Source organism: Maritimimonas rapanae (assembly GCF_057837205.1).
In genome coordinates, this window is the sequence record NZ_JBYQFI010000001.1 from 1,572,568 (window position 1) to 1,585,086 (window position 12,519).

8 protein-coding genes are annotated in these 12,519 nt (G+C 31.2%); 2 read left to right on the forward strand and 6 right to left on the reverse strand.

What is annotated here, in order from left to right:
- Position 1: 1 nt before the first annotated feature.
- Positions 2-3,454 (reverse strand): pyruvate carboxylase, encoded by a 3,453-nt coding sequence (locus AC3IF2_RS07540; protein ID WP_489166462.1) that lies wholly within the window; start codon positions 3,452-3,454, stop codon positions 2-4.
- 21 nt (positions 3,455-3,475) lie between these two features.
- Entirely contained in the window at positions 3,476-4,537 is a 1,062-nt protein-coding gene (locus tag AC3IF2_RS07545) for a hypothetical protein (RefSeq protein WP_489166463.1), read from the reverse strand.
- 297 nt (positions 4,538-4,834) lie between these two features.
- On the opposite strand from AC3IF2_RS07545, the gene AC3IF2_RS07550 reads away from it, so the two are divergent.
- On the forward strand, positions 4,835-5,533 hold the full coding sequence (locus tag AC3IF2_RS07550; protein ID WP_489166464.1) for a M15 family metallopeptidase: 699 nt from the start codon (positions 4,835-4,837) through the stop codon (positions 5,531-5,533).
- A 53-nt stretch (positions 5,534-5,586) separates the two neighbouring features.
- Here AC3IF2_RS07550 and htpG read toward each other — a convergent pair whose 3' ends face one another.
- Positions 5,587-7,515 (reverse strand): molecular chaperone HtpG, encoded by a 1,929-nt coding sequence (gene htpG / locus AC3IF2_RS07555; protein WP_489166465.1) that lies wholly within the window; start codon positions 7,513-7,515, stop codon positions 5,587-5,589.
- A gap of 157 nt (positions 7,516-7,672) precedes the next feature.
- Here htpG and AC3IF2_RS07560 point away from each other — a divergent pair, with 157 nt between their 5' ends.
- On the forward strand, positions 7,673-8,680 hold the full coding sequence (locus AC3IF2_RS07560) for a 3-oxoacyl-ACP synthase III family protein (RefSeq protein WP_489166466.1): 1,008 nt from the start codon (positions 7,673-7,675) through the stop codon (positions 8,678-8,680).
- Positions 8,681-8,727: 47 nt separating this feature from the next.
- Here the strand turns inward: AC3IF2_RS07560 and AC3IF2_RS07565 are convergent, their stop codons facing one another.
- The 3 genes from AC3IF2_RS07565 to AC3IF2_RS07575 all read right to left on the reverse strand — a co-directional run bounded on the left by AC3IF2_RS07565 (position 8,728) and on the right by AC3IF2_RS07575 (position 12,519).
- A complete protein-coding gene (locus tag AC3IF2_RS07565) occupies positions 8,728-10,632 on the reverse strand; it encodes a DUF349 domain-containing protein (RefSeq protein ID WP_489166467.1) in 1,905 nt (634 codons plus the stop codon).
- Between the two features lie 134 nt (positions 10,633-10,766).
- Positions 10,767-11,525, reverse strand: coding sequence for a shikimate dehydrogenase family protein (locus tag AC3IF2_RS07570; RefSeq protein ID WP_489166468.1), 759 nt, complete (start codon positions 11,523-11,525; stop codon positions 10,767-10,769).
- Entirely contained in the window at positions 11,497-12,519 is a 1,023-nt protein-coding gene (locus tag AC3IF2_RS07575) for a DUF368 domain-containing protein (protein ID WP_489166469.1), read from the reverse strand. Before AC3IF2_RS07575 ends, AC3IF2_RS07570 begins: the two co-directional genes overlap by 29 nt.

Genomic DNA, 12,519 nt, shown 5'->3' on the forward strand with positions numbered 1-12,519 from the left:
CTTATTCAAGAGTAAGTACCAAATCATCTTGCATTACCATTGAGCCTTCGTTTAAGATTATAGATTTTACCTTACCAGATTTTGTAGCTGCAACTGTGGTTTCCATTTTCATTGCTTCAATAACAAATAAAGGATCATTTTCTTTTACCTTTTGACCTTGTTTTACTAGAGTTTTATATAACAATCCTTGCAATGGAGCACCAATCTCATTACTATTTTCAGAAACAACTTTTCTATTTTCTATTATCTTAATATCTAGTGACTTATCTTTTATTTCTACATAACGATTTTCACCGTTCACTTTAAAAAATACTGTTCTAATACCTTCATCATTAGGTTCGCCAATAGAAAGTAATTGAACTAAAACTGTTTTACCAGGTTGTAGTTCGACCATAATTTCTTCTCTCGGCTCCATACCATAAAAGAAATTTTTAGTAGGTATGGTAGCTACATTTGCATAATTTTTATAAAATTCATGTGCTTGTTCAAATACTTTAGGATATAAGCTATATGATAAAAAATCTTCAAATTCTATTGCTCTAGTAAATCCTTTCTGAAATTTCTTTTCAAAGGTTTTATACTCCTTATCAAAATCTATAGGTTTTAAATGTGCATTAGGCCTACTCTTATATGACTTTTTATTTTTTAAAATTACTTTTTGTAATTTTTTAGGGAATCCGCCAACTGGTTGGCCCAAGTCGCCTTTAAAGAAATTAATAACAGATTCAGGAAATGAAATTTCTTCACCTCTTTCTAAAACCTCTTCCGGGGTTAAGTCATTTGTAACCATAAAAATAGCCATATCACCTACAACCTTTGAACTAGGTGTTACTTTAATCAAATCGCCAAATAATTGATTTACTTTTCCATACATTTTTTTTACTTCATCAAATCTATCGCCTAATCCTAATGCAGTGGCCTGTGGCCTAAGATTTGAATATTGTCCTCCAGGAATTTCGTGTTTAAACACCTCTGCCGTTCCAGACTTTAATCCAGATTCAAAAGGATAATAATATTCACGAATATCTTCCCAATAATTCGAGAATTCATTCAGTTTGTCAATATCATATTCATGTTCTCTTTTATAATATTTCATCATTTCTACTACAGAATTAAAATTGGGTTGTGAGGTTAAGCCTGATAATCCACCTAAAGCAACATCTACTACATCTACTCCTGCTTCTATAGCTTTTAAATAAGTAGCAGATTGTAGTGATGATGTGTCATGTGTATGCAAATGAATTGGCAGATCAACCGTATCTTTTAATGCTTTTACTAACTCAGTGGCTGCATAAGGTTTTAAAAGACCAGCCATATCTTTAATAGCAATCATATGAGCTCCGGCATTTTCTAAGTCTTTTGCTAATTGAGTATAATATTTTAAATTATACTTAGTATTACTCATATTAAGAATATCTCCTGTATAACTTATAGCCGCTTGCGCAATTCCACCAGTTTGTTTTCTAACATAGTTAATACTGGGCTCCATAGCTTTAACCCAGTTTAGTGAGTCAAAAATTCTAAAAAGATCGATACCATTTTCCCAAGATTTTACAACAAATTTTTCAATTAAATTATCAGGATATGCTGTGTAACCCACTCCATTTGAGCCTCGAAGCAACATTTGAAACAATATATTTGGCATCGCTCTTCGTAAAGTCCTCAAACGTGTCCAAGGGCTTTCATGTAAAAACCTTAAACAAACATCGAATGTCGCACCTCCCCACATTTCCATACTAAACGTATTTGAATGATTTTTAGCAAAACTCTCAGCTACTTTAAGCATATCATAACTACGCATACGAGTAGCTAATAAAGATTGATGTGCATCTCTAAATGTTGTATCTGTAAAATGTATTTTCTTTTCTTTTTGTAGCCAATTGCAAAAATTTTCTGGACCAAGCTCAGTCAGCATATCTTTGGTACCCTTTGGATAGTCAGAAAAAGGTGAGAATTGAGGTACTTTTGGAGTTCTAAATTCTTTATTCTTATTAACGAACTTTACATCTGGATTACCATTTACAATTATCTCACCTAAATAATTAGTGAGTTTAGTTGTTCTATCTTGAGGTAACTCAATATTAAAAAGTGATGGTGTTTTCTGTATAAAATTTACAGTTACTTTACCCTTTGTAAATGTGTCATGCTGAATTACATTCTGTAAAAATCGAATATTCGTTTTAACACCTCTAATTCTAAACTCCTTTAATGCTCTCACCATTTTTCTTGTAGCACCATCTAAAGTTCTACCATGGGCAGAAACCTTAACAAGCATTGAATCGAAAAAGGGACTAATCTTTGAAGCCTGATAAACGCTACCTGCATCTAATCGAATACCCATACCAGCAGCACTTCTATAGGTTGTTATTGTACCATAATCTGGAGTGAAATTATTTTCAGGGTCTTCGGTAGTTATTCGACATTGCAATGCAAATCCGTAAGTAGATAATGAGTCTTGATCATATATTTTTATTTGTTTATCTGATAATTTATAACCTCCAGCAATAAAAATTTGTGTTTTCACCAGATCTATACCTGTTACCATTTCTGTCACAGTATGCTCGACTTGAATTCGTGGATTTACTTCAATAAAATAAATATTGTCTTTTTTATCTACAAGAAATTCAACTGTTCCAATATTGTTATAATTTACCTCTTCAGCAATAGAAACAGCATAATTGTATAGGTTTTGTTTTAATTCATCTGATAAACCAAAAGAAGGAGCAACTTCTACAACTTTTTGGTGACGCCTTTGTACAGAACAGTCACGCTCATGTAAATGTCGAATGTTACGATGATTATCTGCAACAATTTGAACCTCTATATGTTTAGGATCTTCAACATATTTTTCTAAAAAAACTGTGTCGTCTCCAAAAGCATTTAGGGCCTCATTTTTTGCTGAATCAAAACTCACCTCTAAATCTTCAATACTTCTTACAATACGCATACCTCTTCCGCCGCCACCTGAGGCAGCTTTTAACATTAAAGGATAACCTATTTTTTCAGCCTCAGCTAATGCGATTTTTAGAGAAGACAATTGTTTTTTATTACTTTCAATAATTGGAACTTTACACTTCGCTGCTATCTTTTTAGCGGTGATCTTATCACCAAGAGCATCCATAACTTTTGGATCTGGACCAATAAAAATTATATTATTTTCAGCACAAGCTCTAGCAAAAGTTGAATTTTCTGAAAGGAATCCGTAACCAGGATGTATAGCATCTACACCTTTTGCCTTTGCCAAACCAATAATTTCTTGAATATCTAAGTAAGGTTTTAATGGCTGATCATTTGCGCCTATTTGATAAGCCTCATCTGACTTATAGCGATGTTGAGAATAACGATCTTCATATGTATAAATAGCTACTGTTTGGATATTTAATTCAGTACAGGCTCTTAAAATTCTAATTGCTATTTCACCTCTATTAGCAACAAGTATTTTTTTTATTTTCATTTTGGCAATTTTGTTAGTTGATTAACGAATAATATATGGATTTAAATTTTTATAATTTCTTACTATAAAGTCTAGAGCACTTTCTAAAATTTCACCCATATTTTTTGAGTTCTTAAAATTAATATCAAATGTGAGATCATATAATCCTTTTTTGAGTTCTTTTATTTTTTCTGGTGTTGAAATAGTATCCTTCTTCATGCAGGACAATAAATGTTTTAAACGGTCATCTTCACTTGTAGCTCTTTTAGCTAATAATGATCGTTCTTCTTTTTTATATTGTTCTATGGATTCTTCCTGCAAAATATCTAAAGTCATTTCCACTAACTTATTGTTTTCCTTTAGAAATTGAGGTTTGTATACCTTTGGATTACCTTCAAAATTTTGCTGGTCAAAATCGATAGCTCTAATACGATATTGTATTCGATCAAAATCGTGAGTTAATACCATTACATAGTTATAGGATCTCATATCACCTAATAGTCTCACAAAGCTTCGCTCATTAAACTTCACAAACTCCTTAGCTATAGCGGCTTTATCTTGTTCTGACACACTGTATAACTGCTCGGCTATAAAAATATCCCCTGGTATGCCAGAAATATGTTCCTCAATCAAGGTATCCTTATGTACCAAAAAATTAATATGATTTGGCGAGAGCATATGCTCTAACTCTAAACCATAAATTCTAGAGGCATCTGCCGTCTTTACATACAAGTATATATAGTTATCATTTAAAACATTGCGGACTTTAATTCTAAAAGGTTTTGAATTTCCGAATGTGCAAAAATCTATAGAATCAATATTTAAAAATGGTAAAATTGAATCACTTCCGTCTGCATGAAGTATGGTATACATACGTTTTAAACTCAATTCGATTTCTGCGCGTTCATGCTCAGCAAAATATGTACTAATCCAAAGTGTATCGTTACCGTCTTTATCATATATTTCTACTGCACCCTGAAAACGTAAAAGATCATCATAATAAATAGGAATCTTTATATTTCTACTATGTTCGGTAAGATACTCTGAAAGCTGCTGCGTAATAGGATATGCAGGCTTTTTCTTAGACATTAGCTTTTCATCCATAGCATTTAAAGATAAAATGATTTAATGTCAAAAACAAAAACAATATTGATTATTTATTAAATATTGAGTTAGGAATTTATGAGCTTTAATTGTTTATTTATAGTATTGATTGTTTTTATGTGAATTCTAAACATTAATTGTTAAGAATTTAAAAAGTAATTATATAAAATTGCAGGTTATAAAATTAGAAAATATACTCTCTAATTTGTTGATTTTTAAATGAAAATCGATTTTATATATTAAAATATATTTAAAAGTTTTTCGTTACATTAGCTAGAGAATAAACCCGAACCCAAAATGAAAAAGCTAAGCTATATTAAAGCTGTATTGCTTATTACTATTTTAAACCTTACTACTGTTGTATTTGCACAGCAAGCATTAAATGAAATGCCTGAAGGATTTGTATATGCCAAGGAAGTAATTCCTAACCTACGTTCAGACATGCGTTATTATTCTTCTAATAACTTTATTGGCAAACCTATAGAAGGATACATTCAACCTAAAATTATTTTAACAAAAAAGGCTACTGAAGCACTAAAAAAAGTACAAAGTGAATTAGAAAAATTAGGCTTTGGGCTTTTAATTTATGATGCATATAGGCCACAGCGTGCTGTAGACCATTTTGTAAAATGGGCTGAAGATTCTACAGATACAAAAATGAAAGAAAAATACTATCCTAACATTAACAAAAAAGACCTTTTTGATAAACAATACATTGCGAAAAAGTCTGGTCATAGTCGTGGTAGCACTGTAGATTTAACAATCGTTTCTTTAACTACTGGTCATATATTAGATATGGGAGGAACTTATGATTTTTTTGATGATAAGTCTTCTATAGATTATCCAAATATTACCAGAAACCAACGTGCAGTTCGTTTATTGTTAAAACGACGAATGGAAAAGCATGGTTTTAAATCACACTCTAAAGAATGGTGGCATTTTACTTTAAAAGATGAGCCTTATAAGGACAAGTATTTTGATTTCTTAGTTCAATAAAACATAAAAAAACCGCTCAATTGAGCGGTTTTTTATGATATACTACATTATTATTACTTCATTAAATCAAAGCTACGCTTTATAAAATTAGTTAAATCTTCACCTTGCAGTAAGTTTTGAGATAATTTTGCTAAGTCTAATGCTTGATTTACATATTCCTCTTTTTTACCCTTTGCCTTTAAAATCTTCTGCATCAAATCATTATTGGTGTTTACCACTAAATTATACATCTCTGGAAAACCACCCATGCCCATAAATCCGCCGCCACCAGTTTGCTGCATTTCTTTCATTCTACGCATAAACTCTGGCTGTGTAATGATAAATGGATTTGCGCTAGAATCTAAAGCTTCTAATTGAACCGTATATTTTTCTTTTGGTACAATTCCTTCTACAATTTCTTTTAATTTATCTTTTTCATCGTTAGATAGCTTAGAGATTTGCTCATCATCTTTTTTGATTAAATTATCGATATGATCTGAATCTACACGTGCAAATTTGATAGGGAATTTCTCATCAGATAGTTCAGTATTTTCACCTTCGATCTTTTGAATTAAATGCGGTATAATTGGCGAGTCTAATAATAAGACTTCATAGCCTTTGTCCTTGGCTTGTTGAATATAACTATGCTGCTCTTCCGCATTACTAGCATATAACAATACTAAGTTTTTATCCTTATCGGTTTGTGCTGCCTTTAGCTTATCTTTTAATTCATCGAACGTAAAATAAGAACCGTCTACTGTTGGGTATAAAGCAAATTTCTGAGCTTTTTCATAAAACTTCTCTTCAGAAAGCATTCCGTATTCAATAACAATCTTGATATCATTCCATTTCTTCTCAAACCCTGCTCTATCTTTTTTAAATAATGATTGTAGCTTATCACCAACTTTTTTAGTAATATAACTCGAGATTTTCTTTACGGCTCCATCAGCTTGTAAATAGCTTCTTGAAACATTTAATGGAATGTCTGGTGAATCAATCACACCTCTCAACATCTGCAAGAAATCTGGTACAATACCTTCAACATTATCTGTTACAAATACTTGATTTTGATATAATTGAATTCTATCTTTTTGAATATCAAGGTTTGTAGTCATCTTCGGGAAATATAAAATTCCCGTCAAGTTAAAAGGATAATCTACATTTAAATGGATATTGAACAAAGGTTCTTCGAACTGCATAGGATACAGTTCTCTATAAAACGATTTGTAATCTTCATCTTTTAGATCAGCAGGTTTTTTTGTCCATGCTGGATTCGGATTATTAATAATATTATCAACCGTTATCTTCTTTTGAGGTTCCGTTGTTTCCTTACCCTCTTTATCTTTTGTAGTTTTTGGTGTATGATTTGGATCATCAACTTCTTTAGTGCCAAACTTAATTGGTATCGGCATAAATTTATTGTACTTGGTCAATAATTCACTGATTCTATGCTCTTCTAAGAACTCTGTAGAATCATCTGAAATATGAAGAATAACCTCTGTACCTCTATCTTCTTTTTTCGCTTTCTTTAAAGTAAACTCAGGTGATCCGTCACAAGTCCAATGTACAGCAGGTTCTTTTTCTACATGTGATTTAGTAATGATCTCAACTTTATCTGCTACCATAAAAGCAGAATAAAATCCTAAACCAAAATGTCCAATAATTCCTGCATCTTTAGCTGCATCTTTATACTTATCTAAGAATTCTTCTGCACCAGAAAAAGCAACTTCATTGATGTACTTTTGAACTTCTTCTTCGCTCATCCCCAATCCTTGATCGATAATGTGTAGTTTCTTACCATCTTTATCAATCTTAACCTCAATTTTAGGATTACCAAAATCAGCTTTAGAATCGCCTACAAATGTTAAATGTTTTAATTTTAAAGTAGCGTCAGTTGCATTTGAAATTAATTCACGTAAAAAGATCTCGTGATCTGAATACAAGAATTTTTTAATTAATGGAAATATGTTTTCGACTGAAACATTAATAGTTCCTTTTGCCATAATATGTGTTTTTTGATTTATAATTTTCTAATTAATCTTAGTCAAAAAAAATACCAAATAAACAATTATGACAAGATGACAGCAAAGCATTTACTATTCTACGCATAATAAATTTATTTATATTTGATTTTATAAATACTACCCTAAACAATTGTATATGTATAATTCAAAAATTACTGGTCTAGGATATTATGTGCCAGATAATATAGTAACCAACAACGATTTAAAGCAGTGGATGGATACTAGCGATGAATGGATTCAAGAACGAACTGGTATTAAAGAACGACGATGGATAGATCCAAAAACTGGTGACACAACTTCTTCGATGGCAGTTAAAGCTTCCAAAATAGCTATAGAACGTGCTGGTTTAACAAAAGACGACATAGATTTTATAGTATTCGCAACACTAAGCCCCGATATGTATTTTCCTGGTGGTGGTGTACGGGTTCAAGATATGCTAGACATGCCTACAGTTGGTGCTTTAGATGTTCGCAATCAATGTTCTGGCTTTATTTACAGTCTATCTGTTGCCGATCAATTTGTAAAAACCGGGATGTATAAGAATATTTTGGTGATTGGCGCTGAAAATCATTCTGGCGGTTTAGAGCGCTCGACTAGAGGACGTGGTGTTACTGTTATTTTTGGTGATGGCGCTGGAGCAGCTGTTTTAAGTAGATCTGAAGAAAAAGGTAAAGGTATATTATCATCTCACTTACATTCTGAAGGTAAGCATGCTAAAGAACTTTCTTTAGAAGGCCCATCAACTGGGCGTTGGGTACCAGAAATTTTAAAAGAAAATAATCCTGATGATGTTTCGTATTATCCTTACATGAATGGACAATTTGTATTTAAACATGCTGTTGTTCGTTTTTCTGAAGCTATTATTGAAGGATTACAGGCTAACAATCTACAAAAGGATGATATTGATATGTTAATACCACATCAAGCCAATTTACGCATAGCTCAATTTATACAAAAGAAATTTCAGTTAGATGATAGTAAGGTTTATAATAACATTCAGAAATATGGTAATACTACCGCGGCCTCAGTAATTATTGCTTTAACAGAAGCTTGGGAAAAAGGTAAAATAAAAGATAATGACCTAGTGGTATTGGCTGCTTTTGGTAGTGGATTTACTTGGGGAAGTGTAGTTATTAGATGGTAATAATTATAAGAAGAATATTTATTAAAAAGTGCTCTTTCGAGCACTTTTTAATATTCTAACTTATTGAGGTAATCAAGTTTAGTTTTCCAAATTTTCAAGTCTTCAGAATAACGATCAATATTTTTTTGAACATTCATCAGTAAAGGATTATTCTCTGTAGCACTCGAAACAAAACTAATATTGTTCTCTAATTGTTTTATTTCTCTAGTTGCCTCATCTATTTTTTTTCTAACAAAATATTGTTCATCTTCAATCTTTTTAAACTGTTTACTTGTAACATATCCATTCACTATATTCTTGAATTTTAGCATAGCTACTTCGGGTTTTCCTAAATTCAATTTTTCGTAAAATTTATCTAATACTTTATTAAATTTAGATTCTATGTGTCTCATGTTAAACGGAACAGAACCTAGATTTTTCCAATCATTAATATAAGATTCTATAACTTCTAAAGTAAGTGCTTGGTCACCCTCTGTTTGACTTCTTAAATTCTCTAAGAGTTCTTTCTTTTTATTAAAGATATCTATCTGTTCTTTATTAGCTTCGTCTTGAACTCCATGTAATTTATTGAAGTAATGATTACAGGCATCTTTAAAACGTTTCCATATCTCATCAGAATACTTTTTAGGTACATGACCAATTGATTTCCAATCAACTTGAATTTGCTTCATTATAGGAGTAGTAGCATCCCAGTCGTCGTTATCTTTTAACGATTCAGCTTTTTCAACCAAGGCCATCTTTTTAGTAAGATTTTCTTGCTGTACCTTTTTTACACTTTTATAAAATACATTTTTGGCTCTATTAAACTCTCTAGTAGCGTCTTTAAAAGCTTGCCAAGTTTTATTATTCTTAGATCTTGGAACTTTACCAATTTTAAAGAAACTTTGACGTAAAGCGTCTAGTTCTCTAATCTTCTTTTGCCATTCTGAATGCGAATTTATCTCTTTAGAAGTCAATTTTTTTATTTCTTCAATAACAGCTATTTTTTCTACAAGATTATCTTCATACTTAGAGTCTAATTCCCTCTGATTGTCATGTCGTTTATCGTGTATTTTTTTTGTTGCTTCGCTAAATCTACCCCAGACCTCTTCGCGATGTTCTCTATCAACCGGACCAATATCTTCCTTCCACAAACGATGTAGCACTTGTAATTCTTTAAATGCTTTGTTTATGTCAGCTTCTTCAGCTAAAGCTTCAGCTTTTTCTACCAACTTTAGTTTCTCTTCTAAATTATGTTTAAAATCGAGTTCTCTAAAGTCTTTATTTAAATGTAATAGATCATAAAAACGCTCAACATGATGATGATATGTACGCCAAACATCATTATATTTTGAATGAGGAATTTTACCTATTACTCGCCATCTATCTTGTAAACTTCTAAAATTTTTATACATGGTAGAAGGCTCTGCATTATCAATCAAATTTTTTAACTCATCAATTAAAGTGAGTCGTTTGCTAAGATTTTCTTTTTGAAGTTCTTCTTGTTGTTTGTAATAGCGGTCTCTCTTTACTTTATACTCAAAGAGCAGGTCATTATATTGAGATTTTACTGGACTGTTATACTGAAAGTCTATTTCATTACCTCCATCATCTAAAAATGCTTTTTTCTTATCGGCTAATAAAGTCCCAAATTTTACATTAAAATTATTCTTTATGGCTTCTACCTGATTTTTTATTTGATACACCGCATCAACCTTTAAAAGCTTTTGAAATTCTTTTACTAAAGCCTCAAGATCTAAAGCTGAATAATCAACTTTTTTTATTTCTTCTGTAACAGGTTTTTCTGGGGTAATTTCAGGAGTAGCATCTTCTTCAGCGGTTTCTGAAGTAACTTTCTCAATTTCCTCGGAAGGTGTTTCTATTTCTTTATCAAGTGATTTCTCACTTTCATTTAAAGTAGTTTCTTCGTCTATACCTTCTACAGGTATATTTTCAGTATTATCATCTAACATATCAAATAATGTTTAAGTTCCTCTTTTATTCTTTATAAAAGTCTCGAAAGATACTAATAGCTTGATAAACGACAAAACCAAACTACCTTAGTAAAGATACAAAATTCTAAAAAACGTTGCGTCTTATTTGTTAATTAACCATTCCAGATTTTCCAGGATTTTTCGGCTTGAAGCTCAAGCATTTTTAATCCGTTAACAACTGTACTTTTCTTTTCTAACCCTTTTTTAAGGAAAGATGTATGAGCAGGATTATAAATTAGGTCGTACAATAAGTGTTTCTTGGTTAGAAATTTATAAGGTATATCTGGATATTTTTCAATATCAGGATATGTCCCTAAAGGCGTACAATTAATAATTATTTTGTGATCCTTTATAATATCTTTTGTCAGTTCTTTATAAGAAAGTTCATTCTCTTTTTCAGGATTTCTTGAAACATATAATGTCTCAATATCTAATTTATTTAGCACAAAATTAATAGCCTTAGAAGCACCTCCTGTACCTAAGATCAATGCTCTATTATGATGCTTTTTTAAAAATGGTTTTATAGATTCTCTAAAACCATAAGCATCTGTATTATACCCCTTAATCTTTTTATTTTTTAAGAATTTAATAGTATTTACGGCGCCTATTTTTTTAGCATCATTATCTAATTCATCTAAAAAAGGAATCACTTCTTCTTTATAAGGGATGGTAACATTTAATCCTTTAAGGTTTGTATTATTCGTAATAATCTTAGAGAAATTTTCAATAGAATCGATATCAAAATTTTCGTAAGAGTAATTCTCTAAACCTAAATCTTTGAATTTCTCGGAAAAATAATTCCTTGAAAAAGAATACGAAATATTCTTACCAATTAAACCAAATCTATGCTTTTCTTCCTGTCTTTGTGGCATAACGATCAATTGCTAAAATAATAGTCATTCCGAATATGATAAATAAAATGGCATACCAATTGTTTATATCACTCATATCTGGGAAAAAACGTTTATAATTTTCTAATACTTTGTCTCCTTGAGAATCTAACAAGAACTCACCTGCTTCATTTTTTCTAAATATTTTCTCTTTCCAAGGCCACACAACACCTAAAGATCCAGCAATAAATCCTATAATGGTTGCAGTAACAATTTGATGCCAACGCTTTAAAACATACCCTAAAATTTGCGATGTAACTACTAGCCCAAAAGCTGAACCAGCTCCAAAAGAAGCAATGATTTTAAGATATCGTACACGGTCCATATCCTCTAAAAAAGAAAAATCTCCTGAAAAAACATCCATAATCGACCGATATAACATATTAACAGAATCTACCAAGAGCAATACATAATTTCCTAATAAGATCAAGATAAAGGAACCTGACAGCCCTGGTAAAGTCATACCTGAGACGCCGATAATACCACAAAAGAATACAAACCAAAGGTTGTCATTCTCTTTTGCCGGACTCATAAAACTAATAGCTATACCGCATATAATCCCTATAGCAATAGCAATAATATTTTTTGTAGACCAATCTTTGAATCCTTTGCTTATATAATAAATCGAACCGATGATCATCCCAAAAAAAGTAGACCAAACAAATAATTCGTAATTTCTTATAAGATAATCTAAGAATAATGAAACACTAAAGTAACTAAAAATACTACCTGCAAAAAGAGTAACTATAAACCGACCATTTATATATTGATAAAAGCTCTTAAATCTACCATTAAACAATAATTTAAAAGCTTTACTATTGATCTTTTGAAATGAATAAATCATTTCTTCGTAAAACCCAACTACAAAAGCAACCATACCACCAGAAACACCAGGCACCTTATTAGCTGCACCCATAGCTACACCTTTAACAAAAAGCAATATTCGGTCTAAAAGTGTACGTGTTTTTTCTGGCAT